This is a genomic window from Micromonospora sp. NPDC049275, assembly GCF_043197115.1.
In the GTDB taxonomy this organism is placed as follows: Bacteria; Actinomycetota; Actinomycetes; order Mycobacteriales; family Micromonosporaceae; genus Micromonospora.
In genome coordinates, this window is sequence record NZ_JBICSN010000013.1 from 57,799 (window position 1) to 83,771 (window position 25,973).

32 protein-coding genes are annotated in these 25,973 nt (G+C 72.7%); 18 read left to right on the top strand and 14 right to left on the bottom strand.

Annotated elements, in window-relative coordinates:
* Positions 1 to 195 precede the first annotated feature (195 nt).
* Together ACGFIE_RS27640 and ACGFIE_RS27645 are read left to right on the top strand one after the other, a co-directional pair.
* Positions 196 to 729 carry a winged helix-turn-helix domain-containing protein gene (locus ACGFIE_RS27640; RefSeq protein ID WP_393300160.1) on the top strand — a complete coding sequence of 178 codons (534 nt, stop codon included), beginning with the start codon at positions 196 to 198 and terminating at the stop codon, positions 727 to 729.
* A gap of 66 nt (positions 730 to 795) precedes the next feature.
* Positions 796 to 1,656 (top strand): hypothetical protein, encoded by an 861-nt coding sequence (locus tag ACGFIE_RS27645; protein WP_393299938.1) that lies wholly within the window; start codon positions 796 to 798, stop codon positions 1,654 to 1,656.
* A 19-nt stretch (positions 1,657 to 1,675) separates the two neighbouring features.
* Here ACGFIE_RS27645 and ACGFIE_RS27650 read toward each other — a convergent pair whose 3' ends face one another.
* The 3 genes from ACGFIE_RS27650 to ACGFIE_RS27660 all read right to left on the bottom strand — a co-directional run bounded on the left by ACGFIE_RS27650 (position 1,676) and on the right by ACGFIE_RS27660 (position 4,564).
* Complete coding sequence (locus ACGFIE_RS27650) at positions 1,676 to 3,730, bottom strand: glycogen debranching N-terminal domain-containing protein (RefSeq protein ID WP_393299941.1); 2,055 nt, start codon at positions 3,728 to 3,730, stop codon at positions 1,676 to 1,678.
* Positions 3,727 to 4,107, bottom strand: coding sequence for an SCP2 sterol-binding domain-containing protein (locus ACGFIE_RS27655; RefSeq protein WP_393299944.1), 381 nt, complete (start codon positions 4,105 to 4,107; stop codon positions 3,727 to 3,729). The genes ACGFIE_RS27650 and ACGFIE_RS27655 overlap by 4 nt, the downstream gene beginning before the upstream one ends.
* Positions 4,108 to 4,189: 82 nt before the next feature.
* The gene (locus ACGFIE_RS27660; protein WP_393299947.1) at positions 4,190 to 4,564 is read right to left on the bottom strand and encodes a DsrE family protein; all 375 of its coding nucleotides are present in this window, start codon (positions 4,562 to 4,564) and stop codon (positions 4,190 to 4,192) included.
* 12 nt (positions 4,565 to 4,576) lie between these two features.
* Between ACGFIE_RS27660 and mtfM the strand changes: the two genes are divergently transcribed.
* Both mtfM and ACGFIE_RS27670 read left to right on the top strand, forming a co-directional pair.
* A complete protein-coding gene (gene mtfM / locus ACGFIE_RS27665; protein WP_030327764.1) occupies positions 4,577 to 4,681 on the top strand; it encodes a small membrane protein MtfM in 105 nt (34 codons plus the stop codon).
* 114 nt (positions 4,682 to 4,795) lie between these two features.
* A complete protein-coding gene (locus ACGFIE_RS27670; RefSeq protein ID WP_393299950.1) occupies positions 4,796 to 5,386 on the top strand; it encodes an FABP family protein in 591 nt (196 codons plus the stop codon).
* Between the two features lie 29 nt (positions 5,387 to 5,415).
* Here the strand turns inward: ACGFIE_RS27670 and ACGFIE_RS27675 are convergent, their stop codons facing one another.
* Complete coding sequence (locus ACGFIE_RS27675; RefSeq protein ID WP_393299953.1) at positions 5,416 to 6,294, bottom strand: aminotransferase class IV; 879 nt, start codon at positions 6,292 to 6,294, stop codon at positions 5,416 to 5,418.
* A 68-nt stretch (positions 6,295 to 6,362) separates the two neighbouring features.
* Here ACGFIE_RS27675 and ACGFIE_RS27680 point away from each other — a divergent pair, with 68 nt between their 5' ends.
* The 4 genes from ACGFIE_RS27680 to ACGFIE_RS27695 all read left to right on the top strand — a co-directional run bounded on the left by ACGFIE_RS27680 (position 6,363) and on the right by ACGFIE_RS27695 (position 9,805).
* Entirely contained in the window at positions 6,363 to 6,791 is a 429-nt protein-coding gene (locus ACGFIE_RS27680) for a Fur family transcriptional regulator (RefSeq protein WP_039907001.1), read from the top strand.
* Positions 6,788 to 7,900 carry a YgfZ/GcvT domain-containing protein gene (locus ACGFIE_RS27685; protein ID WP_393299955.1) on the top strand — a complete coding sequence of 371 codons (1,113 nt, stop codon included), beginning with the start codon at positions 6,788 to 6,790 and terminating at the stop codon, positions 7,898 to 7,900. Before ACGFIE_RS27680 ends, ACGFIE_RS27685 begins: the two co-directional genes overlap by 4 nt.
* Before the next feature lie 23 nt (positions 7,901 to 7,923).
* Positions 7,924 to 8,751: a 3-keto-5-aminohexanoate cleavage protein gene (locus ACGFIE_RS27690; protein WP_393299958.1), complete on the top strand. Its 828-nt coding sequence runs from the start codon at positions 7,924 to 7,926 to the stop codon at positions 8,749 to 8,751.
* Positions 8,752 to 8,845: 94 nt separating this feature from the next.
* On the top strand, positions 8,846 to 9,805 hold the full coding sequence (locus ACGFIE_RS27695; protein WP_393299959.1) for an asparaginase: 960 nt from the start codon (positions 8,846 to 8,848) through the stop codon (positions 9,803 to 9,805).
* 68 nt (positions 9,806 to 9,873) lie between these two features.
* Here ACGFIE_RS27695 and ACGFIE_RS27700 read toward each other — a convergent pair whose 3' ends face one another.
* Positions 9,874 to 10,671, bottom strand: coding sequence for an alpha/beta fold hydrolase (locus tag ACGFIE_RS27700; RefSeq protein WP_393299961.1), 798 nt, complete (start codon positions 10,669 to 10,671; stop codon positions 9,874 to 9,876).
* Between the two features lie 112 nt (positions 10,672 to 10,783).
* On the opposite strand from ACGFIE_RS27700, the gene ACGFIE_RS27705 reads away from it, so the two are divergent.
* The 6 genes from ACGFIE_RS27705 (at position 10,784) to ACGFIE_RS27730 (ending at position 15,139) form a co-directional block, all read left to right on the top strand.
* On the top strand, positions 10,784 to 11,461 hold the full coding sequence (locus tag ACGFIE_RS27705; RefSeq protein ID WP_393299964.1) for a helix-turn-helix domain-containing protein: 678 nt from the start codon (positions 10,784 to 10,786) through the stop codon (positions 11,459 to 11,461).
* Positions 11,458 to 12,159, top strand: coding sequence for a hypothetical protein (locus ACGFIE_RS27710; RefSeq protein ID WP_393299967.1), 702 nt, complete (start codon positions 11,458 to 11,460; stop codon positions 12,157 to 12,159). Before ACGFIE_RS27705 ends, ACGFIE_RS27710 begins: the two co-directional genes overlap by 4 nt.
* A 71-nt stretch (positions 12,160 to 12,230) precedes the next feature.
* Positions 12,231 to 12,545 (top strand): DUF2516 family protein, encoded by a 315-nt coding sequence (locus tag ACGFIE_RS27715; RefSeq protein ID WP_393299969.1) that lies wholly within the window; start codon positions 12,231 to 12,233, stop codon positions 12,543 to 12,545.
* Entirely contained in the window at positions 12,542 to 13,429 is an 888-nt protein-coding gene (locus tag ACGFIE_RS27720; RefSeq protein ID WP_363684551.1) for an alpha/beta hydrolase, read from the top strand. The genes ACGFIE_RS27715 and ACGFIE_RS27720 overlap by 4 nt, the downstream gene beginning before the upstream one ends.
* 11 nt (positions 13,430 to 13,440) lie before the next feature.
* On the top strand, positions 13,441 to 14,178 hold the full coding sequence (locus tag ACGFIE_RS27725; RefSeq protein ID WP_393299972.1) for an alanyl-tRNA editing protein: 738 nt from the start codon (positions 13,441 to 13,443) through the stop codon (positions 14,176 to 14,178).
* A gap of 46 nt (positions 14,179 to 14,224) precedes the next feature.
* Positions 14,225 to 15,139: an SDR family oxidoreductase gene (locus ACGFIE_RS27730; protein ID WP_393299974.1), complete on the top strand. Its 915-nt coding sequence runs from the start codon at positions 14,225 to 14,227 to the stop codon at positions 15,137 to 15,139.
* Here ACGFIE_RS27730 and ACGFIE_RS27735 read toward each other — a convergent pair.
* A complete protein-coding gene (locus ACGFIE_RS27735; protein WP_393300163.1) occupies positions 15,130 to 16,125 on the bottom strand; it encodes a helix-turn-helix transcriptional regulator in 996 nt (331 codons plus the stop codon). The two genes, ACGFIE_RS27730 and ACGFIE_RS27735, sit on opposite strands and share 10 nt — an antisense overlap.
* A gap of 66 nt (positions 16,126 to 16,191) precedes the next feature.
* Between ACGFIE_RS27735 and ACGFIE_RS27740 the strand changes: the two genes are divergently transcribed.
* A complete protein-coding gene (locus tag ACGFIE_RS27740) occupies positions 16,192 to 16,983 on the top strand; it encodes an EI24 domain-containing protein (protein ID WP_393299977.1) in 792 nt (263 codons plus the stop codon).
* Between the two features lies 1 nt (position 16,984).
* Positions 16,985 to 17,506 (top strand): O-acetyl-ADP-ribose deacetylase, encoded by a 522-nt coding sequence (locus tag ACGFIE_RS27745; RefSeq protein WP_393299980.1) that lies wholly within the window; start codon positions 16,985 to 16,987, stop codon positions 17,504 to 17,506.
* 136 nt (positions 17,507 to 17,642) lie between these two features.
* Here the strand turns inward: ACGFIE_RS27745 and ACGFIE_RS27750 are convergent, their stop codons facing one another.
* Both ACGFIE_RS27750 and ACGFIE_RS27755 read right to left on the bottom strand, forming a co-directional pair.
* Positions 17,643 to 18,539 (bottom strand): GNAT family N-acetyltransferase, encoded by an 897-nt coding sequence (locus ACGFIE_RS27750; RefSeq protein WP_393299982.1) that lies wholly within the window; start codon positions 18,537 to 18,539, stop codon positions 17,643 to 17,645.
* Position 18,540: 1 nt separating this feature from the next.
* On the bottom strand, positions 18,541 to 18,954 hold the full coding sequence (locus ACGFIE_RS27755; RefSeq protein WP_393299985.1) for a RidA family protein: 414 nt from the start codon (positions 18,952 to 18,954) through the stop codon (positions 18,541 to 18,543).
* 121 nt (positions 18,955 to 19,075) lie between these two features.
* Here ACGFIE_RS27755 and ACGFIE_RS27760 point away from each other — a divergent pair, with 121 nt between their 5' ends.
* A complete protein-coding gene (locus ACGFIE_RS27760) occupies positions 19,076 to 19,666 on the top strand; it encodes a GNAT family N-acetyltransferase (protein ID WP_393299988.1) in 591 nt (196 codons plus the stop codon).
* 10 nt (positions 19,667 to 19,676) lie between these two features.
* On the opposite strand, the gene ACGFIE_RS27765 is transcribed toward ACGFIE_RS27760, so the two are convergent.
* The 4 genes from ACGFIE_RS27765 to ACGFIE_RS27780 all read right to left on the bottom strand — a co-directional run bounded on the left by ACGFIE_RS27765 (position 19,677) and on the right by ACGFIE_RS27780 (position 23,054).
* Positions 19,677 to 20,684, bottom strand: coding sequence for a LacI family DNA-binding transcriptional regulator (locus ACGFIE_RS27765; RefSeq protein ID WP_393299991.1), 1,008 nt, complete (start codon positions 20,682 to 20,684; stop codon positions 19,677 to 19,679).
* A gap of 18 nt (positions 20,685 to 20,702) precedes the next feature.
* Complete coding sequence (locus ACGFIE_RS27770) at positions 20,703 to 22,082, bottom strand: GH1 family beta-glucosidase (protein ID WP_393299993.1); 1,380 nt, start codon at positions 22,080 to 22,082, stop codon at positions 20,703 to 20,705.
* The gene (locus tag ACGFIE_RS27775; protein WP_393299996.1) at positions 22,079 to 22,207 is read right to left on the bottom strand and encodes a hypothetical protein; all 129 of its coding nucleotides are present in this window, start codon (positions 22,205 to 22,207) and stop codon (positions 22,079 to 22,081) included. The genes ACGFIE_RS27770 and ACGFIE_RS27775 overlap by 4 nt, the downstream gene beginning before the upstream one ends.
* A gap of 88 nt (positions 22,208 to 22,295) precedes the next feature.
* On the bottom strand, positions 22,296 to 23,054 hold the full coding sequence (locus ACGFIE_RS27780) for a maleylpyruvate isomerase family mycothiol-dependent enzyme (RefSeq protein ID WP_393299998.1): 759 nt from the start codon (positions 23,052 to 23,054) through the stop codon (positions 22,296 to 22,298).
* Between the two features lie 150 nt (positions 23,055 to 23,204).
* Between ACGFIE_RS27780 and ACGFIE_RS27785 the strand changes: the two genes are divergently transcribed.
* A complete protein-coding gene (locus tag ACGFIE_RS27785) occupies positions 23,205 to 24,206 on the top strand; it encodes a UDP-N-acetylmuramate dehydrogenase (RefSeq protein WP_393300166.1) in 1,002 nt (333 codons plus the stop codon).
* 12 nt (positions 24,207 to 24,218) lie between these two features.
* On the opposite strand, the gene ACGFIE_RS27790 is transcribed toward ACGFIE_RS27785, so the two are convergent.
* Positions 24,219 to 25,007 carry a class I SAM-dependent methyltransferase gene (locus ACGFIE_RS27790; protein WP_393300000.1) on the bottom strand — a complete coding sequence of 263 codons (789 nt, stop codon included), beginning with the start codon at positions 25,005 to 25,007 and terminating at the stop codon, positions 24,219 to 24,221.
* Positions 25,008 to 25,022: 15 nt separating this feature from the next.
* Positions 25,023 to 25,787, bottom strand: a complete 765-nt coding sequence (locus ACGFIE_RS27795; RefSeq protein ID WP_393300003.1) for an SDR family oxidoreductase — start codon at positions 25,785 to 25,787, stop codon at positions 25,023 to 25,025.
* Between the last annotated feature and the right edge of the window lie 186 nt (positions 25,788 to 25,973).

Genomic DNA, 25,973 nt, shown 5'->3' on the forward strand with positions numbered 1-25,973 from the left:
TCCCGATGGGTTCGGGACGGGCGCGCACCGCCGGGACGGCCGCGCAGCGGGCGGTTGGGGTGGGGTGGAGCCCCACGCCCGCTGACAGTCCTGCTCTGGCGTGCTCGAACGGTGCTCAGTGAATAACGCCGATCAGTGCCTGGTCGGTGACGTGGCGTCATTCCGACGATGGACGGGACCACGAGATACATCGGCATACGTCACTATCATCGGGTGGTGATCGCGGGTGGTGCGCAGGAGTTCCCGATCGTCGTCTGCGTGAGCGCGGACGTTTCGGTGCGCGAGCGGGTACTGCGACAGCTCGACGGGATCGGACCGGTCGTGACCTGCGCCGACCTCACCCAACTGCGGGCGATGCTCTTCCCGCCGTCGGGAGGCTCGACGCCGGCCGACAGGCCGACCACCCCGCCGCCGCAGGGGCGCGTCAGCTGGGGCGCGCTGGTCGTCGACCGGGCCGGGCACGTGGTCACCTGGCGCGGCGATCCACTCCCGCTCACCCGTACCGAACGGGAGCTGCTCGCCCGGCTCGTCGGTCCGCCGCTTGTGGTGTGGAGCTACGAGCAGCTCTTCGCCGCCGTCTGGACCGGCGCGTACCTCGGCGACACGGCGATCCTGCACTCCGCGATCAAGCGGCTCCGGCGCAAGCTGCGCGGCCTGCCGGGAGGGCCGCGGGTGCACACCGTGCGCGGCGTCGGCTACCGGCTCGATCCGCCGCCCCGGCCGGCCTGATCCCCAGCACCTCGGCTGCCGACCGCTGCCTCCGGTGCGGCGGACCGCCCGTGACACCATGGCCGGGTGAGCGGTGCTGTCCAGACGGGTCGGGCCACGTCGAACGATCCCGCCGCGCCGGCGCCTGCCCGGCGTGGACGGCGCTGGTTGCTGGTCGCGACCACGCTGTGGGCCGTACTGCTGGCCGGGCTCACCTGGATGTCGGTCCGCGACGACCCGCCGACCGTGCGCGAGCAGCGCTCCCTCGACGAGGCCGCCCCGGTGGTCGACCGTGCGGTCGGTGAGCTGGCCCGGGCCGCCGGCGCGGCCGGGCTGCTGGAGCTGGGCCCGGTGCGGGTCGACGCCGGCTGTCGCGTCACGCCGTTCGCCGACGGCGCGGCCCTGCGCCGCGAGGTGGGCGTGCTCGCGCCCGCAGGCACCGAGCGCGCCGTGCTGAGAGGCATCGCCGATCGACTGCCGGCGACCTGGCGGGCCGGGGTCGGCCCCGGCCTGGACGGCCCGGAACTGCGCGCCGACGCCGGGGACTTCGTCGCCGTCGAGGGGCGACCGACCGGGGACGGTCGGCTCCGGTTGACAGTCGACACCGGCTGCCGTCCGCTGGGCGCCGGCTACGACCGGAAGCCGGCCACCGGCGCCGGCCCGGAGGCCGCCGCCCTGACGGCTGCCCTCACCGCGCTCGGCCGCCCGACCGACGCCGCGCCGGAGCTGGTCACCGCGCCGTGTCCGGACGGCGCCCTGGCGCGTACCGCACGGTCCGCCCCCGGGTCCGGCCCGGCCGCGACCGACGCGCTCGCCCCGCTGGCCGGCGGCGCCCCACTGCTGGACAACCCCCCGGTGTACGCGTACCGCGCGGGCGACGTCACAGTGCTTGCCGAAATCGGCCCGGACTCCGCACGGGTGGCCGCCACCGTCGGCTGCCCCGGTTGAGCCGACCGTCGCGTCGGGGTCAGCCGTCCGCCTCCTGATCCTGCGGACCGCGGCTGCGACCCAACGCGTCCACGTGGCCCCACCGACCGGGAATGTCCAGCAGCTCCACCCGCCCCATGCCCGGTGGCACGGCCGGATCGATGATCAGGTGCTCGCCCTGCGGCTCCAACCCGAGCATCACCCGCAACAACAGCAGCGGAGTGCCGCTCGACCAGGCCTGCGGGCTGCACGCGGTCGGATACTCCACCGGGTAGCCGGTGCGGCTGCGGGCGTAGCCGGCGAACGCCTCCGGTAGCCGCCCGCCGAAGTAGCGGGACGCCGCGAGCATCGCGTCGCAGATCCGCCCGGCCTCGTCCCGGTAGCCGTACCGGCCCAGGCCCCAGGCGATGATCGAGTTGTCGAACGGCCAGACGGTGCCCACGTGGTAGCCGATCGGGTTGTACCGACCCTCGCCCTCGGCGAGGGTCCGCACCCCCCAGCCGGAGAAGAGTCGTGGCCCGAGCAGGTGTTCGACCACCGCGCCGGCCCGGGACTCGTCCACGATCCCGCTCCACAGCAGGTGCCCGATGTTCGACGTCAGCGCGTCCACCTGTCGACCGTCGGCGTCCAGGGCGAGCGCGTAGTACTCCCGGTCGGCGATCCAGAAGTCGTGGTTGAACCGCTGCTTGAGCGCCGCCGCCTCCCGCTCCAACCGGTCGGCGTACGCCGGGTCGTTCCAGACCTTCCGGGCCAGCCGGGCGGCCCGGACCTTCGCGTCGTACGCGTAGCCCTGCAACTCGCAGGTGGCCCGGGGGAAGCCCGGCATCCGGCCGTCGGCGTACGAAATGGAATCCCAGGAGTCCTTCCAGCACTGGTTCTGCAACCCGGTCTCCGGGTTGCGCGTCCGATACCAGAGGTAGCCGGTGCCGAGCAGGTCGCCGTACGTGTCGATCCACTCCAGCGCCGCTCGGACGTGCGGCTCCAGCCGCTTGACCAGCGCGGTGTCGCCGGTCCACCGCTCGTACTCGTCGATCAGGATGACGAACAGCGGCGTCGAGTCGGCCGCTCCGTAGTACGGCGAGTGCGGCTGCTCCTCGAAGCCTGCGGTCTCGCCGTACCGCAGCTCGTGCAGGATCTTGCCGGGTTCCTCGTCCCGGAAGTCGTCCACCCGGTGCCCCTGGAGACCGGCCAGCATGAGGAGCGTCGGCGGGATCATTTCCGGCAGGAACGGCAGCACCTGCAACGAGGTGATGATGCTGTCCCGACCGAACAGGGTCATGAACCACGGCAGCCCGGCGGCGATCAGCCGTACGCCCAGGGTGATCGACTCGTAGCGGAGCGCGGCCAGGTCGCTGAGGCTTCGCCGGTACGCCCCGGCCAGCGGCTCGCAGTCACAGCCGAGCTTCGGCGCCCGGTTGACAAGCTGCTGCTGTTCGGCGCGGATGGCGTCCGCGCCACGGCTGCCCGCGTACGGCAGGGTGGCCCGGATGTCCTCGCCCCGCGCGCCGTAGACGACTGTGGAGATGTGCAGCCGGGTGGTCCATTCGCTGTTGCTGCCGATCCGGACCCGGAAGGTCATCCCCGCGGTGTCGACCTGCGCCGGCACCGTGGAGCGGACCAGCGTCTCCCGGTGGAACGCCTCCCGCCGGTACGTCAACCGCAGCTCGTCGTCGGTCACCGTGACTGTCGTCCGGCCCACCTTCTCCCGGGCGTGCTTGATCTCGAACAGGTCGGCGAAGTCGCTGCCCATCTCGAGCCGTACGGTGAAGTCGACCTCCTCGCCGGCGTGGTTGAGCACGGTCAGCTCCTCGTCGAAGCTGCCCCCGATCGCTCGGCTGCGGATCACCGACACCTTGGCGTCCAGGTAGTGGGTGGGTTCTCCGGGGGCGAGGAAGAACGTCGTCCGGTACGACTCGCTGTCGTCGACGGAGAGGGCGTGCAGGCGCTCGCCGTTGAGGGTGAGCACCCAACTGGACAGAAAACGCGTGTCGAAGGAGAACAGGCCGGTCGGGAAGGCGAAGGATGGCTCGATGTCTCCGCGACGGTCACTGACCAGGAAGGTGTTGCCGTCCAGGATGCTGACGAGGTCCTTCACGTCGGCCGCCCGACTGCCTCCCGGGCCACCTCGCGGGGGTCGCGGGTGCCGGGCGGGCTCGGGAAGAATCGGCGGAAGGCCAGGAAGAGCGCCACGTCACCGCTGAAGGTGCTCTCGTTGCGCAGCGTCGCCGCGAGCGCCTGAGCTTCTCCGCTGATCAGCCTGTCGAACAGGGTCGAGCTGCTGTACCAGATGGCGTCGGCCGGGCCCCGCTCGCGGCTGGCCTGCACCGCCCCCGGCCGCATCCGGACCAGCCAGTGCTCGGTCCGGTGGTCGGTGTCGAGATCGACCTGGAGGGTCCCGGTGACCAGGCCGCCCAGGACGGCGGGGGCACGCGTCGGCAGTGATTCGAAGAACCTCTCCGTCGCCTCGGTCACATCCGAATCGTAGGCAGCCGTCCGAGATGTCGGGTCGGTATCCGTACTCCGCGTTCGCCGTCGCCCGGAGGTGTCGCGGGGGTCAGTAGACCAGCGCCTGTGCGCCCTCGGCCAACGCCTCCTCGACGAAGGCCGCGGCGCCCGCGATCCGCACACCGGGCAGTACGTCGTCCGGGCCGATGTCCCGCCGGGCCGCGCACTGGGTGCAGGCGGTGACCCGAGCGCTGGTCAGAATGACGTGCAGCAGCTCGGCCAGCGGCGCGGAGTGCGGTAGCTCGAACTCCTGGGCGCGGCCGGGCAACGCGAACCAGGTCGACTCCCCGGTCAGCCAGAGCGAGACGTCCACGCCGGCCGCGACCGCCGTGGCGGCGACGGTGAACGCCTGCGCGCACCGCTCCGGGGCGTCCGCCCCGGCGGTGACCTTGACGACGAGTGAGCGGGCCATGAGGCCCAGCATAGGATGGCCACGATGGTTACCGAGATCGGGTTCGTCAGCCTGCTGGTCGCCGGCCTGGGCGGACTCGCCGGCGGCCTGGTCTACCTGGCCGTACGCATTTCGAGGGGACGTTGGTGAGCGCGAGGAGTGAGCCGGGCCTGCGAGCCCCGCAGTCGCGAACGAAGGCGGCACGGTGAGCGCGAGGAGTGAGCCGGGCCTGCGAGCCCCGCAGTCGCGAACGAAGGTGGTCTCGTGAGCGACGAGAACCCGCTGCAGCCACCGTGGCTGAACGCGCCGCCGGTCGAGGAGTACCCGTTCGAGGAGAGTCACGACCTGCGGGTCGGCCCGAAGCTGCACCCGGCGCTGGACGGCCTGCTGCCGTACATCGGTCTGTGGCGCGGTCGAGGCAAGGGTGGCTTCCCCACCATCGAGGACTTCGACTACGGGCAGGAGATCCGGATCAGCCACGACGGCCGACCGTTCCTGCACTACGAGTCGCGCGCCTGGATCCTCGACGAGCAGAGCAGGCCCGTCCGCCCGGCCGGGCGTGAGGTCGGTTGGTGGCGACCGGTGCTGGTGGACGGTCGCGCGACCGACGAGCTGGAGGCCCTGCTCACGACGCCCACCGGGGTGATGGAGCTGCACCTCGGCAAGCGCACCGGCACCCAGGTCGAGTTCGCCACCGACGCGGTGGTCCGGACGGCGACCGCCAAGGAGGTCACCGGTGGGCGCCGCCTCTTCGGCATCGTCGAGGGCGCGCTGCTCTACGCCCAGGATATGGCGGCGATGGGTCACCCACTCAGCCCGCACCTCTCGGCCCGGCTCGTCCGGGTCGGCGGCTGAGGCGCACCGTCCGGGTCGGCGGCGGAGGCTCAGACGACGGGGAAACCCAGCAGCGCTTGCAGGTCGGGGGTGCGCGGGCAACGGTCCCTGCGCACCCCGTCCAGGGTGTGGACCTCGGTGAGCCCGCGTACCGAGGAGGCGAACCACACCCCGTCGGCGGCGTGCAGCTCGGCGGGGGTGGCCATCCGTTCGGCGGCGCTCAGGCCCAGCTCGTCGGCGTGGGCGAGCAGCCAGGCGACGGTCGTGCCGGGCAGGATGCCGGTGGTGGCGGCCGGCACCGTGCCGAGCGTGTCGCCGGTGAGCCACACCACGCTGGCCGTGGGCCCCTCCAGGGCGTACCCGTCGGAGGAGACCCAGAGCACGTCGTCCACCCCGTTGCCGCGCGCCCAGCGGCGGGCGGCGCTGTTGACGGCGTACGAGGTGGACTTGATCCCGGTAGGCAGCCAGGTCAACTCGGCGCGGGCGGTGGCGGGCACCCCCAGCGGCAGGATGGCCACGCTGATCCCGTCCCGTCGCGCCCTCCGCGCCGCCGCCGGCACCTCGCTCAGCGTGGCGTAGACCGTCGGCTCGCCGGCCTCCGGACCCCGGGTGCAGACCAGCCGCAGGGCCCCCTCGACCCGTGCCGGCCAGCCGGCGCAGACCGCGTCGAGCAGCTCGGTCAGCGCGGCCGTGGGGGGCAGTGGCAGGTCGATGGCGGCGGCCGACGCGGCCAGCCGGGCCAGGTGCTCGTCACGCAGCCACGGGCGGCCCTGGCGCAGGTGCATGCTCTCGAAGAGTCCGTCGCCGTGCAGGACGCCACGGTCGTCGCCGCGTACCACCGGCTCGGTGGCCGGGACCGTGTCGTGCCCGAGCACGGCGATCCGCGCGGTCGGGCCGACCGGGGCCGGCCCGGTGCAGGACGTCGCCATGAGGATCGAGGGTAGCGACGGCCGTCGCGCGGCGGGGGCAGCCACGGCAGCCGAACTATGATCGGACGGTGTCCGAATCCTCCCTCGCGGAAATGCTCCGGGCCCGTGGGCTGCGGCTGACGGCCCAGCGGCAGCTCGTCCTCCAGGCCGTGCTCGATCTGGGTCACGCCACCCCGGAGCAGGTGCACACCGCCGTCCGGGAGGTCGCCGCCGGCGTCAACATCACCACCATCTACCGCACGCTGGAGCTGCTGGAACGGCTCGGCCTGGTGACCCACACCCATCTCTCGCACGGTTCGCCGACCTACCACGCGGCGGGTGAGCACCAACACGTCCACCTGGTGTGTCGGGAGTGCGGCGCGATCGACGAGATCGATCCGGAGCTGCTCCGGCCTCTCGCCGACCAGTTGGCAGCGCAGCGGGGCTTCCGGGTGGACATCGGGCACGTGTCACTCTTCGGCGTCTGCGACCGCTGCGAGAACGGGGATCACAAATGATCGACATCGCGGGCGCGGTGGCCGTCGAGAGTATCGACGAGGCCAGCCGCGACCAGCCGGCCCCGGCGCACGTCGCGGCCGGGGTGCGGGGGGTGGCCGCGCACTACGGCGACCCGCTGCGGGAGCAGCGCATCCTGGACACCGAGGTCGGCCTGGTCGACCGGTCGCACCGGGGGATCATCGCGGTGCCCGGCGAGGAACGGGCCAACTGGCTGCACACGATCACCTCGCAGCACCTGAGCGCGCTGGCCGCCGGCGACGGCACCGAACTGCTGGTTCTCTCCCCGCACGGGCACGTCGAGCAGCACGCCCTGGTCGCCGAGGACGGCGAGACCACCTGGCTGGACACCGAGCCGGGGGCGACCGAGGGTCTGCTCGCGTACCTGGAGAAGATGCGGTTCTTCACCAGGGTCGACCCGCGCGACGCGACGGCCGAGCGGGCACTGTTGTCGTTGGTCGGCCCGGCGGCGACGGAGGCGCTGGGCACGCTCGGCGTGACCGGGCTGGCCGCACCGGACCTGATCGCGGTGCCGGGTCCGAAGTTCGCCGCCGGGGCCGTGCCGCCCCGAGCGAGCATCCGGTACGACGTCAAACCGCTGCCGATCGGCGGCTGGGCGCGACGTGGCGTCCTCGGGGTGGACCTGCTGGTCCCCCGCTCGGCGATGGAGCAGGTGGTGGCGGAGCTGCGCGGCGCGGGCGTGCCGGTCGCGGGCCTCTGGGCGTACGAGGCGATCCGGGTTGCCGCCCGCCAGCCCCGGGTCGGGGTGGACACCGACCACCGGACCATCCCGGCCGAGGTGGACCTCATCGGCCCGGCGGTGCACCTGGACAAGGGCTGTTACCGAGGTCAGGAGACGGTGGCCCGCGTGCACAACATGGGCCGGCCGCCGCGTCGCCTCGTACTGCTGCACCTGGACGGGATCACCACCGACCAGCCGCCGGCCGCCGGTACGCCGGTGACCCTCGACGGCCGGGCGGTGGGCTTCGTCGGCACCGCGGTGCTGCACCACGAGCTGGGTCAGGTGGCCCTCGCCGTCCTGAAGCGGAACGTCCCGGACGACGCCGCGCTGATGATCGGCGAGACCGCGGCGGCGATCGACCCGTCCTGAGCGCGGCGTCTAGGATCGCCGGCATGACGACAGGGACGTTGATCACGGTGGCCCCGACCGGCGCGGAGTCGGCCAAGGCGGAGGTGCCGGCGCTGCCGGTGACCCTGGATGAGCTGCTGCTCACCGCCAAGGAGTGCGAGGCGCTCGGCGCCGCCGTGATCCACGTCCACATCCGCGACGACGAGGCACGGCCGACCCTCGACCCGGCCCGGCTGGCCGAGACGGTGGCGGCACTGCGGGAGAGCACCGACCTGATCGTGCAGCTCTCCTCCGGTGGCGCGGTGACCGACCCGGAGGCGTCCCGGCTCGCTGTGCTCGATGCCGGTCCGGACATGGCCTCCTGCACGATGGGCACTGTCAACTTCGGCGACGACGTCTTCCTCAACCGCTGGGAGTTCATCGTCGACCTGCACACCCGGATGCAGGAGCGCGGCATCGTGCCGGAGTACGAGATCTTCGACCTCGGCCACCTGTCCGCGTTGCAGCGGCTGCTCGGCAGGTACGGGCTGCCGGCCGGCGGGCACGTGCACGTCGACTTCGTGATGGGGGTGCCGGGCGGCATGCCGGGCACCACCGAGACGCTCGTCGCCGCCCACCGGATGCTCGCGGACCTGCCCGCGGGCACCACCTTCTCGGCCACCGGTATCGGCCGCAGCACGATCCCGGTGCTGCTGGCCTCGCTGTCGGCCGGCGGACACCTGCGGGTCGGCATGGAGGACACGGTGACGTACGCCAAGGGCCGCCCGGTCGAGTCCAACATGCAGTTGGTCGCCCGCGCGGTCGGTTTCGCCCAACTCGCCCAGCGCCCGCCGCTGACCACCACCGAGGCTCGCGCGCTGCTCGGGCTGTAAGGCCGGGTCGGTTCCGCGCTCCTGTCACCCGGGCGGTGGACCCCCTGGTCACCCCGCCGTCGGGCACCCCCGGGCCGTCGGTACCGTCCAGCGGGTGACGAAGACGTACGAGGGCGGCGTGCCGCTCGCCGAGGTGGTCCGGTCCGGGTTCGTGGAGGGCGGGCACCGGGGCTCGGTGGTGGTGCTGGACGCCACCGGGAAGTCGCTGGCTACCGCCGGTGACGTGACCGCGCCGATCTTTCCGCGCTCGGCCAGCAAGCCGATGCAGGCGATCGGGATGCTCCGCGCCGGCCTGACGCTCACCGACCCGGCCGACCTGGCGTTGGTCTCGGCCAGCCACGCGGGGGAGGACTTTCACCTGTCCCGGGTCGGCGCGCTCCTCGGCCGGGCCGGGCTGGACGCCTCGGCACTGCACTGCCCTCCCGACCTGCCGGTGGGCGCGGCGGCCCGGGAGGCGGTGCTACGGGCCGGGGGCGGGCCGAGCCGGGTGCAGATGAACTGCTCCGGCAAGCACAGCGGAATGCTGCTGACCTGCGAGGCCGCCGGCTGGCCACGGGACGGTTACTGGCGGCCGGAGCATCCGTTGCAGCAGGGGTTGCGGGCGGCCATCGAGGAGTTCACCGGCGAGCAGGCCGCGGCGGTGGGCGTGGACGGTTGCGGCGCCCCGGTGCTCGCGGTGTCGCTGACCGGCCTGGCCGGGGCGTACCTCCGGCTTGTCGACGCCGAGCCCGGCTCGGCGCCGCGCGCCGTGGCGGACGCCATGCGGGCCCACCCGGAGATCGTCGGTGGTACCCAGGCCGACGACACCCGGCTCATGCGCGGTGTGCCGGGCCTGCTGGCCAAGGTCGGTGCCGAGGGCGTGATCGCGGTGGCGTTGCCGGGAGTCGGCGCGGTGGCCCTGAAGATCGACGACGGGGCCGACCGGGCCCGGATGCCGGTGCTGGTCTCCGCGCTGCGCCGGCTCGGCGTGGACGCGCCGGTGCTGGCCGAGTACGCCGAGGTGCCACTCTTCGGCGGTGGCGTTCCGGTCGGGGCTGTCCGCCCACTCTGGTGACCCGGCCGCCCACCCGGCCGCGCCGCTGACCCGGCCGCGCCGCGTCGCCCGCCGCGACGGCCCTGCGTTCAGCTCAGGAAGTCGAGCAGGGCGGTGGCGACCGCTTCGGGACGCTCCAGTGGCAGCAGGTGCGCGGCGTCCGGCACGTCTGGCAGCCGCGTCGCGTGAGGGGCCTCGGCGGCGATCCGGTCGGCGAGCCGGCTGATGTCCGGTACGTCGGCGGCACCCGCGGTGACCAGGACGGGCATCTTCAGCTCGCCGAGGCGGCCGATCGCCGGTGGCGTCAGCTCTTCCACCTCGACCGCGCCCAGCGCCAGTTCGGCGGCCAGGGCGCGCTGGTCCATCTCCTGGGCGAACGCCAGCAGTTCGGGGTCGACGTCGGCCGGCTGGCGGCCTGGGCCGACCACCCAGAACCGCACCTCACCGGCCGCTCCGGCGACGAAGTCGTCCGGGTCGACCTCGCCGACCAGGTCGTCCCAGAGGTCGTTGGCCTCCTCGGACCACTCGTTGCCGGAGACCGCCGTGTCGAAGAGGGCGAGCGTGGTCACCCGGTCCGGGTGCGCGAGCGCGGTGTCGACGGCGACCGACCCGCCGAAGGAGCAGCCGACCAGCGCCGCCCGGGGCACGTCGAGGGCGTCCAGCAGGCCGATCACGTCGTCGTGGTGCGCGAATGGTGCCGGGGGCAGCTCGGAGTCTCCGTACCCGCGCAGGTCCGGGACGATCACCCGGTGTCGGGCGGCGAGCGCCGGCACGACGCCCCGCCACATCCGCCGGTCCGCGATGCCGGCGTGCAGCAGCACGACTGGTGAACCGGTGCCGGCCTCGTCGTACGCGAAAAGTGCTCCGTTGACTGTGATCTTGTGCACCAACGGACCGTACGGATCCGGCGAGCGGCACGCAAACGGGATGCTGAGACCTTGCTAACTCTGGCAAGCATTTTGCTTGCAGGAGCTAGCAGGGCGCACTAGCGTCGGCGGCATGGCCACACCCAAGGACCTTCCCGACGTCGGCGGGTTCATCCGCGATCTGCGGCGCAACGCCAAGATCTCGCTGCGGCAGCTCGCCGAGCAGGCGGGGGTCAGCAACCCGTACCTCAGCCAGATCGAGCGCGGGCTGCGCAAGCCCAGCGCCGAGGTGCTCCAGCAACTGGCCAGCGCGCTGCGGGTCTCGACCCCGGCGATGTACCTGCGGGCCGGGCTGCTCGACGACAAGGAGGGCCACGGCGTGCTCGCCGCCATCGCGGTGGACGCCGACCTCACGATGGCTCAGAAGCAGTCACTCAGCCAGATCTACGAGACGTTCCGCCGGGAGAACGCGCGGCTCTCCGAAGCCCAGGCCGCCGCCGAGGGCGCCGCCGCTGGAAGCCCGGCCGCCGACAGTCCCGCCACCGCCGGAGCGGCCGGGGTGACCACCCCGACCGACGTGGCCGACGAGCCGGCCGACGTGGCCAATCTGGCCGCGACCGGCCCCACCACCGCTGGCGGCACTCCCACCGAGGCCGTGCTCGAGTCGGTCGCCGTCACCGAGGCGGGCGGCACCCCCGCCCCGAGCAGCACCCGCACCCCCCAGAAGAGCAGCACCAGCACCCCCGAGAAGAAGGCCGCCGGACCGGCGGTCCGGAAGGCCGCCGAGGCGGCCGAGGAGGAGACGTCATGACCGAGCCGAAGACCAATCGCATCCCCGCCCCGATCTACGCCGCCGCCGGTGCCGCCGAACTGGCCCTCGAGCAGCTGCGCAAGCTGCCCGCGGTCGTCGGTGTGCACGGCACCCGGGTCGTTGCCGACCTGGGCGGTCGGGCCGTGCTGACCGGCTTCGAGCTGCGCCAGAAGGCCACCGAGACGCTGCGTACCGCCAACGAGACCGCCGGCACCCTGCGCGGCCGCGCGCAGGCCGAGCTGGACCTGACCAAGCTGCGCGAGTCGGCCGACCTGGCCAAGCTGCGCGAGGTCGCCGACATCGACAAGCTGCGGGCCGCCGCGACCCGCAACGCCGCAGTGGTCGTCGCCGGTGCCCAGGCCGCGCAGGAACGGGCATTCGCCGCGTACGGCGCGCTGGTGGCCCGTGGCGAGCGGGTCGTCGGTGCCGGCGTGCTGGAGGCCGCCGAGACGGTAAACGCCGACATCGAGGCCACCCAGGCCGCGCCCGCCGCGACGACGGCCCCGGCTGCGACCACGGCCCCGGCTGGGACGACGGCCCCGGCGGAGGTGCCGAGCCCGGCCGAGGTTGCCGAGATCGCCGAGGCCAAGCCGGCCGCCGTCAAGAAGGCGGCGCGGGCGAAGGCCGCCACGCCGGCCGAGACCCCGTCGGCCAAGCTGCCCCGGGCCACCAAGCGGACCCGCCCGGCGGCCGAGTAGTTCGGCGTGTCGACGATCCCGACGGCGTCCTTGTCGGACGTAGTCGGGGTCGTCGACATAAACTTGCCGGCATGGCCAACGCCGCGCCGATCTTCGCGTTCGAAGTCCGTTACGTGATCGAGCTGATCCTGCTCGTCTTCGCGCTGATCATTCAGGGTGTCGCGCTGGTGCACGCCATCACGCAGCGCTCCGACGCATTCTCCGCCATCGGCACGCTGCCCAAGGGTGGCTGGATCGCCATCCTGGCGGTCTGCCTCGTGCTGATCCTGCTCAGCCGTGGCCCGATCAGCTTCTTCGGACTGATCGGCATCGCCGCCGCGCTCATCTATCTGCTCGACGTCCGGGTCGGTCTCCGCGACCTCAGTGACGGCAAAGGCTTCTGGTGAGAGGTTTCCGCTGGCCGCCTCCACCCGACAGCGGCCCCCGCACCTGGGGGCCGGGCCCGGGCGGGCCGCGTACCGGCCGCCCCGCGCTGCCCGAGCCGGAGACCGAGCTGGTCGCCACCCCGCACGGCGTGGAGTTGGAGCGCCTGGTCACCGGCATCGGTGACCCGGTCACCGTGTTCGCGCACGGGCTGGGCAACGGGATCGCCACGACACGTCCGTTCGGCAGCGGGGTGACCGGTCGCCGGGTGTTCTTCCAGTTCCGAGGTCACGGCCGCTCGGAGGCTCCGGCCGGCCCGTGGACCTACCTCGACCTCGCTCGGGACCTGCGGGCCATCGCGGATCTCGGCGGCGCCAGCCGGGCGTTCGGGGCGAGCCTCGGCGCGGGCGCACTGTGCCGCCTGCTGGCCGAGAGCCCGGAGCGCTTCGAGAAACTGGTGTTCTTCCTGCCGGCGGTCCTCGACCAGCCACGCGGCCCGGTCGCCCACGGCCGGATCACCGCCCTGCTGGAGGCCGTCGAGAGCGGCGAGGCCTCGGCTGTCGCCGACGTCGTCTCGTTGGAGCTCCCGACCGCGGTCCGTAACACGCCGGCCGGTTGGGCGTACCTGCGACAGCGGCTCGACCAACTGCTCCGCGACGGTCTGGCCGACGGGTTGGCCACGCTCGCGGAGCAGGCGCCGCTGCGCGACGCGTCCGCCCTGGCGGCGGTCACCGCGCCGGCCCTGGTGATCGGCTGCGCGGGCGACGACCTGCACCCGGTCGAGGTCGCCGAGCAGCTCGCCGCCGCGCTGCCCCAGGCCACCCTGCATGTGTACGACCGGCCAGGGGTGCTCTGGTCGGAGCGCGCCGACCTGCGGGAGCGCATCTCCGGCTTCCTGAACGAGTAATCTGCCCTGTCATGGGCGTCACACAGCATGGCCGGACGCACCGGCTGGACCTCGCCGACCCGACCCTGCGCGAATGGACCTGCACGGTCCTGCACGCCGACCCGGAGCAGGGCATCGTGTTGGACCGCTCGGCGTTCTACCCGGGCGGCGGCGGCCAACCGCCGGATCACGGCGTGCTGCTCTGGCAGGGCGTGCAGACCCGGATCGTCGGCACCCGCAAGGGCGACGACCCGTACCTGATCCCCGCCGAGGGTGACCCGCTGCCGCCGGTCGGCACCGCTGTCGTCGGCGCGGTGGAGGACGAGCGCCGCACCCGTCTGATGCGTACGCACTCTGGGCTGCACGTGCTCTGCGGTGTGGTGTTCCGCGACTTCGGCGCGCTGGTGACGGGCAACTCGATGGAACCGGGCGAGGCCCGGATGGACTTCAACCTCCCCGAGGTTCCCCCGGACTTCAAGAGCCGCATCGAGGAGCTGGTAAACGCCGAGGTGGCAGCCGACCGCTCGGTCGCCACGCGTGTGCTGCCGCGCACCGAGGCGCTTGCCCTTCCGGACATCATCCGTACCCAGTCCAACCTCATCCCGCCGGACGAGCAGGAGGTCCGAATCGTTGACATCGTCGGGTTGGACGTCCAGGCCGACGGCGGCACCCATGTCGCGTCCACCGCCCAGATCGGCAAGGTGCAGGTGGTCAAGGTGGAGAGCAAGGGCCGGGCCAACCGTCGGGTCCGCGTCCGGTTGGTGGACTGACAAATTCGGACGATGGTTGTCAGGTATCGCTGACAGCCTTCGAGGCATGACACAACCGCTCGCAGGAAAGATCGCGCTCGTCGCCGGCGCCACGCGGGGTGCCGGTCGACAGATCGCGGTCCAGTTGGGTGCCGCAGGCGCCACCGTGTACGCCACCGGTCGCAGCAGCCGCGCCGGCCGTTCGGAGATGGACCGCCCGGAGACCATCGAGGAGACCGCCGAGCTGGTCACCGAGGCCGGCGGCACCGGCATCGCCGTTCGGGTCGATCACCTGGTGCCGGAGCAGGTCGGTGACCTCGTCGCCCGGATCGACGCCGAGCAGGGCCGACTCGACGTGCTGGTCAACGACATCTGGGGTGGCGACCCCCTGGTGACCTGGGACAAGCCGGTCTGGGAGCAGCCGCTGGAGGCGGGTTTCCGCACCCTGCGGCTGGCCGTCGACACGCACATCATCACCAGCCACTTCGCCCTGCCGCTGCTGATTCGCAAGCCCGGCGGTCTGGTGGTGGAGATGGGCGACGGCACCAAGGCGTACAACGACGAGAACTACCGGCTGTCGGTCTTCTACGACCTGGCCAAGGTCTCGGTCAACCGGCTCGCCTTCAGCCAGGCGCACGAGCTGAAGCCGCACGGCTGCACGGCCGTGGCGCTCACTCCCGGCTGGATCCGTTCCGAGGCGATGCTGGAGCACTTCGGCGTGACCGAGGAGAACTGGCGCGACGGTGCCGCCACCGACCCGAACTTCCTCATCTCGGAGACCCCGGCCTTCGTCGGCCGGGCGGTGGCCGCGCTCGCCGCCGACGAGGAGAAGGCCCGCTGGAGCGGCAGATCCGTCGACGCCGGCACCCTGTCCAAGGTGTACGGCTTCACCGACGTCGACGGCAGCCAACCGGAGGGTTTCCGCTACATCACCGAGGTGGTCGACGCGGGCAAGCCGGCGGACGTCACCGGCTACCGCTGACCCGCTCGGCCTGCCGGCCCGCCGTAGCGTGCGGCGGCCCGGCGGGCCGCGTCCGCCATCCGTGCGCGCAGCTCCGGCGGGTCGAGCGCCTCCACCTCCGGGCCCAGCGCCAGCAACTGGGCGTACGCGACGTCGACCGACTCGACGGGCAGCTGGGCCACCACCCAGCCCTGCTCGTCCGGTTCGCTCGCGGCGGCGACCACCTCGTCGTACACATGGGGGGCATCGACCAGGTGTCGGAGCTGGCGCAGGCCGGCGGCGCTGAGCCGGACGGTCACCTCGGCCCGCAGCATGGTCCGCAGGAACGCGGTGGCCTGCTCCCGCCAGTGCCCCGCCAGGTCGAAGCCCTCGTTCCGCTCGAAGTGCTCCTCGCCCACCTCGACACCTGTCACCCGGTCCACCCGGTAGGTGCGCGCGTCGTCGCCGATCCGGCCGACCAGATACCAGACCCCGTTCTTGAGCACCAGCCCGTACGGCTGCACCCGGCGGGTCACCTCCCGGTCGCCGCGTCGGTAGCGCAACTCCACCACCCGGTCTGCCCAGACCGCACGGGCCAGCTCGGCCAGCCACTGCGGCGGCCCGGCCTCCCGGAACCAGCCCGGCACGTCCAGGTGGAACCGTTGCCCGGCGCGGACCGGCGCGTCGCGCAGCGCCGGCGGCAGCGCGGCGAGCACCTTCAGCTCGGCGGACGCGACGGCGTCGGCGAGCCCCATCTCGCCGGCCGGCCCGGGCAGCCCGGCGAGGAAGAGCGCCTCCGCCTCGTCGCGGGTCAGTCCGGTCAACCGGGTCCGGTAGCCGCCGAGCAACCGGTAGCCGCCGGCGCGGCCCCGGTCGGCGTACACCGGCACCCCGGCGGCGGAGAGCGCCAGCACGTCCCGGTAGACGGTCCGCTCGGAGACCTCCAGCTCCCGTGCCAGCTCGCCCGCCGTCATCGACCCGCGCGACTGCAACAGCAGCAGCAGAGAGATCAGCCGGGACGCGCGCACCCGCCCATCCTGCCCGGTGGCGCGCTGCCCGGCGGATTCGATCAACGCTGGTTAGGCTGCTGGATCGTGGACGCCAGCAGAATCGCCAGCCCGGTGACCGGGGCCGTCGGACGCTTCTTCCTCGGGGTCAGGCTGCTCCTGCGCGGGCTGGGCCTCTACGTCCGCAGCCCGGGGCTGATGCTGCTCGGCCTGATACCGGCGCTGATCTCCGGTGCGCTCTTCGTGGCCGCGCTCGCCACCCTTGTGTACTTCGTGGACGACCTCGCCGCGCTTGTCACCCCGTTCGCCGACAACTGGTCGAGCAGCGCGCGCAGCCTGGTCCGGGTAGTCGCCGGCCTGGCCTTCCTGGGGCTCGGTGGCCTGCTCGGTGTCCTCGGGTTCACCGCGGTCACCCTGGTCATCGGTGATCCGTTCTACGAGAAGATCTCCGAGCGGGTCGAGGAACGGCTCGGCGGCACCACGGACGCCGTGGACGTGCCGTTCTGGTCGTCCCTGCGCCGCAGCCTCGCCGACTCGGTACGTCTGCTGGCCCTCACGGCGCTTGTCGGCATCCCACTCTTCCTCGCCGGCTTCATCCCGGTGGTCGGTCAGACGGTCGTCCCGGTGATCGGGGCGGCGGTGGGTGGCTGGTTCCTGGCCGTGGAGCTGGTCGGAGCGCCGTTCTACAGGCGGGGGATGCGCCTGCCGCAGCGCCGGACGATCCTCAAGGCGGACCGACCCATGGCGCTCGGCTTCGGGGTGGCGGTCTTCCTGTGCTTCCTCATCCCGCTCGGCGCGGTGCTGATCATGCCGGCTGCGGTGGCCGGTGCCACCCTGCTGGCCCGTCGCTCGTTGGGCCAGTCGATCGAGGAGAGCTGACATGGAGATCACCCTGGTCGAGGGGGACATCACCGTCCAGCGGGTCGACGCCGTGGTGAACGCCGCGAACTCGTCACTGCTGGGCGGCGGTGGTGTCGACGGTGCGATCCACCGGCGGGGCGGACCGGCGATCCTCGCCGAGTGTCGGGCGCTGCGGGCGTCCCGCTACGGCCGGGGCCTGCCCACCGGCCAGGCGGTGGCGACCACTGCCGGGGAACTACCGGCCCGCTGGGTCATCCACACCGTCGGGCCGGTCTGGTCTGGCGGGGAGGACCGCTCGGCGCTGCTGCGGGACTGCTACGCCAACAGCCTCCGGGTGGCCGACGAGCTGGGCGCGACGACGGTGGCCTTCCCGTTGATCTCCGCCGGCATCTACGGCTGGCCGGTCGACGACGCGGTCCGCCAGGCGCTGACGGTACTGCGGGCGGCCACCCCGACCAGTGTCACCGAGGCCCGCCTGGTCCTCTTCGGCGCCGACACCCACGCCACAGCGCGCCAGGTGTTCGACGACACCGCCGCCTGACGCCGGCGGCACCTCCAGATCTTGGACAGTTTCCGTTCTCGCCGAACGGAAACTGTCCAAGATCTCGGCGTGCACTGGGCGGTGGGCACCGTCCGGGCGGCGGGTACCGCCCGGTGGACGGTGCCCTCAGGTCAGGTCAGGTCAGGTCGGCCAGGCAGGACCACTCGGCCGCGACCGGGCGATAGCCCAGCCGGGCGTTGATCGCGAGCATCGGCGCGTTCGCCTCGTCGTTTGAGGTGTACGCGACGCGTACGCCGTTGGCGGCGGCCCGGTGCAGTGCTGCCGTTTTGGCCAGTCGGGCCAGCCCTCGGCCCCGGTACGCCGGAACGCTGCAGGTGTAGTCCGACCACATCCGGTCGCCGTCCCGCTTCACCACGCTGTACGCGGCCACCTCGCCGTCGACCTCGGCGGCGGTGCTGGCCGTCTTGTCGAGGCCGAGGTTCTCCCAGACGTCGTACAGCCAGCTCTCGTAGCTCATCGCGTCGACCGGGACATCGCCCGGCTCGTCGACCGCGGAGGCGACGTCCGCCTCGTACAGGAGGTGCGGGTCCAGGTCCGCCAGCGGGCGCAGCCGTACGCCCGGCGGCGGGTCGGGCAGCGCGGGTGCCGGATCCAGGTCGAGTGCCGAGAAGCGCAGCTCGCGGCTGGGCTCGTAGCCGCGCCGACGAGCGAATGGCAGCGCCTCCGGCTGCGCGAAGCCCCGGAGCCGGTGGATCCCCATGGGGGCGAGGTGATCCGTGGCGGTCGACAGCAGCGCGCTGCCGATGCCGCGCTGCCGGTACTCCGGGTGGACGTGCAGGAGGGTGATGTCACCGAAGTTCGCCGTCGAGGTCGAGGCGTTGCGTTGGGCCGTCACCCAACCGACGACCTGGGCGTCGACCTCGGCCACGAAGGCGGCCCATCCCCTTCCCGGTATCGGCTCGGCGATCATCTTCCGGGTCGACTCGACGCCGCGCACCAGGTACGGGTAGACGATCGCCCGCAGGGCCACCACACCCGGGGCGTCATCCGGCCGCGCCACTCGGATCCGCATGTCAGGCCCCCGTCCGTACGGCGGCGACGGCCTCGACCTCGACGAGCTGGTCGGTGTAACCGAGCACGGCCACCCCGAGCAGTGTGCTGGGCGGGTCGTGGTCACCGAAGAAGTCCCGCACCACCTCCCAGACCGTCACCAGGTCCGCCTGCCGGGACGACGCCACGTACACGGTGGTCTTGAGGACGTCGGTCAGCCGCGCGCCGGCCGCGCCGAGCGCGGTCTCCAGGTTCGCCAGTACCTGCCGGGCCTGGGCGGCGTGGTCGCCCGGCGCGACCGTACGGCCCTCGGCGTCCAGCGGGCACGCGCCGGCGGTGAACACCAGCCGGGTGGTTGGTTCGACGGTGGCCGCGTACGCGTACTCGGCGACGTCGGACAGGGCGGGGACGTGCAGCAACGCGACAGGATCCGGCATGCCGGCGACGCTAGCCAAGATCGCCCGCCGGAGCGACGCATTAACGCGCCGGACCTCGACGCCGCTGGTCGGGGCCGAAAACCGCATTGACTGTGGCCGACGTCCTGTCAAAGATCAGTCGATGCCCAGCGACCAGCAGACCGGTGATTTCTCGATCAAGCCGACCCTCACCGGAGAGCGGGTGATCCTGCGTCCGTTCGTCGACGACGACGTGGCCACCTTCCTGGCGGCAGTGGCCGACCCGGAAGTGGCTCGGCTGACCGGCAGCCCGGCCGAGGACGCTCCCGACGAGGAGATGACGCGTTCCTGGTACGGCAGCCGCAACGCCCAGACCGACCGACTCGACCTGGCCGTCGTGGATCGGGCAACCGGGGCCTGCGTCGGCGAGGTGGTCCTCAACGACTGGGATCCGGACAACCGGAGCTGCAACTTCCGTACCCTGCTCACGGCTGCGGGCCGCGACCGCGGTCTGGGCACCGAGGCGGTACGCCTGGTCGTCGGCTACGGCTTCGAGAGTCTCGGCCTGCACCGCATCGCGCTTGAGGTGTTCGCGTTCAACCCGCGGGCCCGGCGCGTGTACGAGAAGGTCGGCTTCGTCGTTGAGGGCGTGCTGCGGCAGGTCCTGCGCGACGGCGACGACTGGATCGACGCGACGGTGATGTCGATCCTCGCGCCCGAGTGGGCGACCCACCGGCGAAACCCCGAGCGCTGAGCCGGACCCCTCAGGCGGAGGCGCGACGGATCAGCTCGGTGGGAAGCATCACCGCCGGCTCGATGGTTTCCCCGGCGGCCAGCCGGAGCAGTTGCTGGGTCATCCGCCTGCCGAGTTCCACGATCGGTTGCCGGACGGTGGTCAGCGGCGGCTCGGTGTAGGCGGCGGTCTCGATGTCGTCGAAGCCGATCACCGCGACGTCCTCCGGCACCCGCCGGCCGGCCGCGCGCAGGGTGCGCAGGGCGGCGTGTGCCATCAGGTCGGAGGCGGCGAACACGCCGTCCAGGTCGGGATGGTCGGTGAGCAGGCGGTCCATCGCCGCCGCACCGGACTCCCGGGTGAAGTCGCCGACGGCGATCAGCTCGGGCAGCCCGGCGGCGTCCATCGTCTCCCGGTAGCCGATCAGCCGTTCGATCCCGGCGACCATGTCCTGCGGGCCGGCGATGGTGGCGATCCGCCGACGACCGCCGTCGATCAGGTGCCGGACGGCGGCGGTGACCCCGCCGACGTGGTCCACGTCGACGTACGGCACGGGTACGTCGCCGAGCGGCCGACCGCTCACCACCACGGGGATGCCGAGCCGGGCCAGCGTCCCGGGCAGCGGGTCGGCGCCGTGCAGCGAGGCGAAGAGCACCCCGTCGACGTGGCGACCTGTGGTGTACCGCTCGACCCGCTGGTGCCCGGCCGGTGAGCCGGCCAGCATCAGCACCAGTTGCTTGTCGGCGGCCTCCAACTCCTGGCTGACGCCGCGGATGATGCCGGGAAAGACCTGGTCGTCGGAGAAGACCCGGGTGGCGGCCTCCGGCATGACCAGGGCGATCGAGTCGGTGCGCTGGGTGACGAGGCTGCGGGCGGCCAGGTTGGGCACGTACCCCAGTTCGGCGACCGCCCGGTTGACTGCCTCGCGGATGGGCTCGGCGACGGTGGTGGAACCGTTGACCACTCGGGAGACGGTGGCCCGGGACACCCCGGCCCGGGCCGCCACCGCCTCGAGCGTCGGTCGCTGCGCCGTCGTCATCGCGACTTCCCCCGCTCGTCACAGCCCGTTCCGGGAGATCACCTCCTGGTACCACCGGGCGCTGGCCTTCGGAGTGCGCCGCTGGGTCAGGTAGTCGACGTGCACGATCCCGAACCGCTTGCGGTAACCCTCCGCCCACTCGAAGTTGTCCAGGAATGACCATACGAGATAGCCGCGCAGATCCACGCCCCGGGAGATCGCCTCGTGCGCGGCCCGCAGGTGCCCGTCGAGGTAGGCGATCCGGTCGTCGTCGATCACCTGTGCGGGCCCGTGAGGCGAGTCGACGCCCGCCTTGTCGGGGAACGCCGCGCCGTTCTCGGTGATCAGCAGCGGCACGCCGGGGTAGTCGGCGGCGATCCGCTCCAACAGCCGGGTCAGCCCGGCCGGCTCGATCATCCAACCCATGTCGGTGAGCGGCCCGGCCGGCGGCAGGAAGTGCACCGCGCCCTCGGTGCCCGGATAGGCGCCGTCGCCCTCGCCGTCGGGCCGGCCGGCGACGTAGGTGGGCGCGTAGTAGTTGATCCCGAGCAGGTCGATCGGGGCGGCGATCAGCTTCTCGTCGCCGTCGCGGATGAACGTCGGCTCGACGATGCGGGCCACGTGCTCGCGGACGTCGTCGGGGTAGCCGCTGGCCAGCAGCGGGTCGAGGAAGATCCGGTTGTGCAGGCCGTCGACCAGGCGGACGGCGGCGGCGTCGGCCGCGCTCTGCGGGTCCACCGGTCGGACGTCGGCCGGGTTGACGGTGATGCCGACGCTGCGCGCGCCGGCCGCGCGCAGCGCCCGCGCCGCCAGGCCGTGCCCGAGGAGCAGATGGTGTACGGCCGTGAAGGCCGCCGCCGCGTCCCGCTCGCCCGGCGCGTGCACCCCGTTGGCGTAGCCGAGGTAGGCCGAGCACCACGGTTCGTTCAGTGTGGTCCAGACGTCGATCCGGTCGCCGAGGCGGGCGTACACGGCTGTGGCGTACGTGGCGAAGTGCTCGGCGGTCTCCCGGTTGGTCCAGCCACCCCGGTCGGCCAGACTCTGCGGCAGGTCCCAGTGGTAGAGGGTGACGATCGGGTCGATGCCCCGGGCGAGCAGGGTGTCGGTGAGCCGGTCGTAGAAGTCCAGACCTCGCGGATTGACCGGGCCGCTGCCGTCGGGCTGGATCCGGGGCCAGGCGACCGAGAACCGGTACGCCCGCAGGCCCAGCTCGGCCATCAGCGTCACGTCGTCGGCGTACCGGTGGTAGTGGTCGCAGGCGACGTCGCCGGTGTGGCCCTGGTACACCTTTCCCGGCGTACGGCAGAAGGTGTCCCAGATGGACGGCCCGCGGCCGTCGTCGCGGGCCGCGCCCTCGATCTGGTACGCGGCGGTGGCCGCCCCCCAGAGGAAGTGTTCAGGAAAACGGATCTCATTCACGCCTTGACCGCACCTTCCATGATCTCGCCGATGATCTGGCGGCCGAACAGCACGAAGACCAGCGCTATCACGTCAGCGTGGAAGATTCCGCTGACACTGTCAAGAGAGCGCTCTCTCGAATCCACTCCCCACCACCCGGAGCGACAACGAGTGCGTCACCCCGGACGGGGTGGCGCACTCGTCAGGTCCGCCGGGGCGCACCCGGTGCCCGGATCAGCCGGTACGCAGGCCGTCGAGCAACGCGCGGTCGCCCGTGACGTCGAGGGTCTCGAAGCTGACCCGGCCCCAGAGCGCCAGCAGCAGATCGCTCGCGGTGCCGCTGACCTGCGCGCGGGCGTGGTGATCGTCGTGGTCGAAGATGGTCGCCGTGTCCAGCAGCGCCACGCCCTCGCCGCGCAGCCGCAGATACCACTCCTGATCCGCGTCCGTCGCGGCGAGCTGCACCACCCCGTGCCAGTCGCCCTTCACCTGCCGCCGGCCGGCCGGCAACCAGGTGTCCAGCACCTCGCTCACCCCGTCGGCGGCGAGCTTGGCCTCGACCGGCTCACCGGCGGCGATGGCGAGCTGGGCGTCCCAGCGGTGCACCGCCGTCTCGTGCGCCATCCGGCGCGGCCAGAAACCGGCCTTCTTCGGCTGCGGCGCCCAGTTCCACGCCGGCGCCTCCGGGTCCAGGCCGTCGAAGAGGCTCATCAGCTGGTCGTACCCCTGCTGCCAGAGCTGGAGCGCGGTCAGGCCCGACTGTGCGTCGGACGCACCTCGGCGGGGCGGCGCCTCCGTCCGCCCGGACCCGGCGAACGAATAAACCCAGTGGTAGATCCCCGCGAGGTGCAGGGTGAGATCATTGACTGTCCAGCCCGGACAGGACAGCACGGGTGTCTCGGGCGGCGCCTCGGCGACCGCCGCGGCGAACGCCGGGCCCTCGGCCCGGAGCGCCCCAATCCAGAAGTCCTTGCTGCCCTGCAGTCTGCTCATCGCCATCCTCCCGGGGGTGCCGGGCCACCAGTAGGTGCCACGGCTGCCCATCAGCCTAAGGTGAAAGACGTGTCAGACGCCTACGCCCAGCCGACAACCGAGGCCGATCGTGCCATCCCGGGTCCACTGGCTGGCTACACCACGCTACGGATGGGCGGACCGGCCGGGCGGATCGTGGCCTCGACCAGCGCCGACGAGATCATCCGGGCGGTCCGGACCACCGACGGGCCGATCCTGATCCTGGCCGGCGGCAGCAACGTGGTGATCGGCGACACAGGCTTCCCCGGCACGGTCGTGCTGGTGCGCTCCCGCGGGCTGCGGATCATCTCCGAGGACGCCGGGTCGGTCACCGTACGCGTCGAGGCCGGCGAGCCGTGGGACGACCTGGTCGCCGCGACGATCGGCAACGGCTGGGCCGGTCTGGAGTGCCTCTCCGGCATCCCCGGCTCGACGGGCGCCACCCCGATCCAGAACGTCGGCGCCTACGGCCAGGAGGTCGCCGAGACCATCACCGGCGTCGAGGTGTACGACCGCCTCGACGGCACCCGTCGGATCATTCCCGCGGCAGAGTGCGGCTTCGCCTACCGGGGCAGCATCTTCAAGTACCAGGACCGCTGGGTGGTGCTCTCGGTCGACTTCCGGCTCACCCGCTCGCCGCTGTCCGGCCCGGTGCGCTACGCCGAGCTGGCCCGGGCGCTCGGCGTCGAGGTGGGCGAGCGGGTGCCGCTGGCCGACGCGCGGGCGGCGGTGCTGCGACTGCGCGCCGGCAAGGGCATGGTGCTCGACGCCGCCGACCCGGACACCCGCTCGGTCGGCTCCTTCTTCACCAACCCCGTGCTCGACCGGGCGACGTACGAGCTGCTGCGGGAGCGCTCCGCCGACCTGGGTGAGCCCCCGGCCTGGCCCGGGGCGGACGGCCTGGTCAAGGTGAGCGCGGCCTGGCTCATCGACAAGGCGGGCTTCGCCAAGGGCCACCCCGGCCCGGACGGCGTGGCCATCTCCAGCAAGCACACCCTCGCCCTCACCAACCGCAGCGGCACGGCCAGCACCAGCGACCTGCTCACCCTCGCCAGCACCATCCGCGACACCGTGCACGCCCGTCTCGGCGTGACCCTGCACCCCGAGCCGGTCCTCATCAACTGCGTCCTCTGATCCCCACCCCGTTCACGGCAGCGGCCAGCGGAGGGTCAGTTCGCCGTGCCGCCAGCGGCGCGGACCGTCGAGCACGGGCCAGCCGTCGTCTCTGAGCCTGCCCACGGCCCGCAGCCAACGTTGACGTGGGCCGAAGGTGGCGTAGGGAGCTGCGGCGTGCCAGGCGTCGTCCAGGGCCCGGATCAGGTCGTGCACCGCCTCGCCCGGAACGTTGCGGTGGATCAGCGCCTTGGGCAGCCTCTCGGCCAGCTCGGCGGGACTGCCCAGCGTGGTGAGCTTCGCGGCCAGGGTCAGCGTCCGCGGGCCGTCCACGTCGACAAGCAGCCAGCTCGCCAGCCGGCCCAGTTCGTCGCAGGTGCCCTCGACGAGCGCCCCACCCGGGGCGAGCGCGGCGGTCATCGTCCGCCAGGCGTCGGGCACCTCGCTCTCGTCGTACTGCCGCAGGACGTTTAACGCGCGGACCAGGACCGGCCGGAGCCCGGCCAACTCGAAGCCACCCCGGGCGAAGGTCAGGCCGGGCGGGTCGGCGGCCGGTGTCGCGGCCGCCACCCGCGCCGGGTCGATCTCCAGCCCGACCAGGCGTACGTCCCGACGGACCCCGGCGGCCAGCCGGGCCCGCAACTCCACGGCTGTCACCGGCGTGGCGCCGTACCCGAGGTCCACCACCAGCGGGTCGGCCGCCGCCCGCAGCCGGTCGGCGCAGGTCGCGACGATCCAATTGTCCACCCGGCGCAGCCGGTTCGGGTTGGTCGTGCCCCGGGTGACCACGCCGAGCGGCCGGCGTCGTGGAGCCCCGCTCATGATCCTGCTCCCGACTCAGGAGACCCGGTGCACCTTGTGCTGCGCCGCCTGCGCCCGTGGCCGGACGACCAGCCGGTCGATGTTCACGTGTTCGGGACGGGTGGCGCACCAGGCGATGCAGTCCGCCACGTCCTCGGCGACAAGCGGCCCCGGCACCCCGGCGTAGACGGCGGCCGCCCGCTCGGCGTCGCCCTCGAAGCGGACCAGCCCGAACTCGTCGGTCTTCACCATCCCCGGGTCGATCTCGATGACCCGCAGCGGGCGGCCACACAGCTCCAGGCGGAGCGTGCCGGCGATGGCGGTCTGCGCGTGCTTCGCGGCGGTGTAGCCACCGCCGCCCTCGTACACGGTGAGGCCGGCGGTGGAGGAGACCACCACGATGGTGCCGGAACCGGAGGCTTCCAGCGCCGGCAGCAGCGCCTGGGTGACCCGCAGCGTGCCGAGCACGTTCACGTCGTACATCCACTGCCAGTCGGCGACCGAGCCGGACTCCACCGGGTCCAGGCCCCGCGCGCCGCCGGCGTTGTTGACCAGCAGGGTGACCGGCCCGGGGGCCCGCGCGGCAGCCTCGGCGAGCCCCGCGACCGACTCGTCCGAGGTGATGTCGCAGGTCACGGCGGTGGCCTGCCCGCCGGCGGCGGTGATCTCGGCGACCAGCTCGGCGAGACGGTCGGCGCGGCGGGCGGCGGCGAGCACGTGGAAACCCTCGGCGGCCAGCCGGCGGGCGGTGGCCGCCCCGATCCCGCTGGACGCTCCGGTGACGATGGCGACTGAGGTCATTGCGTCATTGTCGCCCCGGTCGTCCGGGCCCTTCCGATCGGGCGTGGGCGTCGCCGCTTCGGGCCGATGGTTGATGAGGTCCGTCACCCTGGCCGGCCGCGCCGAGGCATTTCCGTTGCCCGATGGGGAAGATGACATCTGGCGTACAGGTTGAGCGAGAAGCGCCGGTCGTGCGAGACGGCATTA

Excerpts from the sequence above, each read along its gene's own strand:
- ACGFIE_RS27660 (WP_393299947.1), bottom strand. The coding sequence starts at position 4,564 with ATGCTGGGCCTCATGGCCCGCTCACTCGTCGTCAAGGTCACCGCCGGG.
- mtfM (WP_030327764.1), top strand. The coding sequence starts at position 4,577 with ATGGTTACCGAGATCGGGTTCGTCAGCCTGCTGGTCGCCGGCCTGGGC.
- ACGFIE_RS27675 (WP_393299953.1), bottom strand. The coding sequence starts at position 6,294 with ATGGCGACGTCCTGCACCGGGCCGGCCCCGGTCGGCCCGACCGCGCGG.
- ACGFIE_RS27685 (WP_393299955.1), top strand. The coding sequence starts at position 6,788 with ATGATCGACATCGCGGGCGCGGTGGCCGTCGAGAGTATCGACGAGGCC.
- ACGFIE_RS27690 (WP_393299958.1), top strand. The coding sequence starts at position 7,924 with ATGACGACAGGGACGTTGATCACGGTGGCCCCGACCGGCGCGGAGTCG.
- ACGFIE_RS27705 (WP_393299964.1), top strand. The coding sequence starts at position 10,784 with ATGGCCACACCCAAGGACCTTCCCGACGTCGGCGGGTTCATCCGCGAT.
- ACGFIE_RS27710 (WP_393299967.1), top strand. The coding sequence starts at position 11,458 with ATGACCGAGCCGAAGACCAATCGCATCCCCGCCCCGATCTACGCCGCC.
- ACGFIE_RS27715 (WP_393299969.1), top strand. The coding sequence starts at position 12,231 with ATGGCCAACGCCGCGCCGATCTTCGCGTTCGAAGTCCGTTACGTGATC.
- ACGFIE_RS27725 (WP_393299972.1), top strand. The coding sequence starts at position 13,441 with ATGGGCGTCACACAGCATGGCCGGACGCACCGGCTGGACCTCGCCGAC.
- ACGFIE_RS27730 (WP_393299974.1), top strand. The coding sequence starts at position 14,225 with ATGACACAACCGCTCGCAGGAAAGATCGCGCTCGTCGCCGGCGCCACG.
- ACGFIE_RS27745 (WP_393299980.1), top strand. The coding sequence starts at position 16,985 with ATGGAGATCACCCTGGTCGAGGGGGACATCACCGTCCAGCGGGTCGAC.
- ACGFIE_RS27750 (WP_393299982.1), bottom strand. The coding sequence starts at position 18,539 with ATGCGGATCCGAGTGGCGCGGCCGGATGACGCCCCGGGTGTGGTGGCC.
- ACGFIE_RS27755 (WP_393299985.1), bottom strand. The coding sequence starts at position 18,954 with ATGCCGGATCCTGTCGCGTTGCTGCACGTCCCCGCCCTGTCCGACGTC.
- ACGFIE_RS27760 (WP_393299988.1), top strand. The coding sequence starts at position 19,076 with ATGCCCAGCGACCAGCAGACCGGTGATTTCTCGATCAAGCCGACCCTC.
- ACGFIE_RS27765 (WP_393299991.1), bottom strand. The coding sequence starts at position 20,684 with ATGACGACGGCGCAGCGACCGACGCTCGAGGCGGTGGCGGCCCGGGCC.
- ACGFIE_RS27780 (WP_393299998.1), bottom strand. The coding sequence starts at position 23,054 with ATGAGCAGACTGCAGGGCAGCAAGGACTTCTGGATTGGGGCGCTCCGG.
- ACGFIE_RS27785 (WP_393300166.1), top strand. The coding sequence starts at position 23,205 with ATGGGCGGACCGGCCGGGCGGATCGTGGCCTCGACCAGCGCCGACGAG.
- ACGFIE_RS27790 (WP_393300000.1), bottom strand. The coding sequence starts at position 25,007 with ATGAGCGGGGCTCCACGACGCCGGCCGCTCGGCGTGGTCACCCGGGGC.
- ACGFIE_RS27795 (WP_393300003.1), bottom strand. The coding sequence starts at position 25,787 with ATGACCTCAGTCGCCATCGTCACCGGAGCGTCCAGCGGGATCGGGGCG.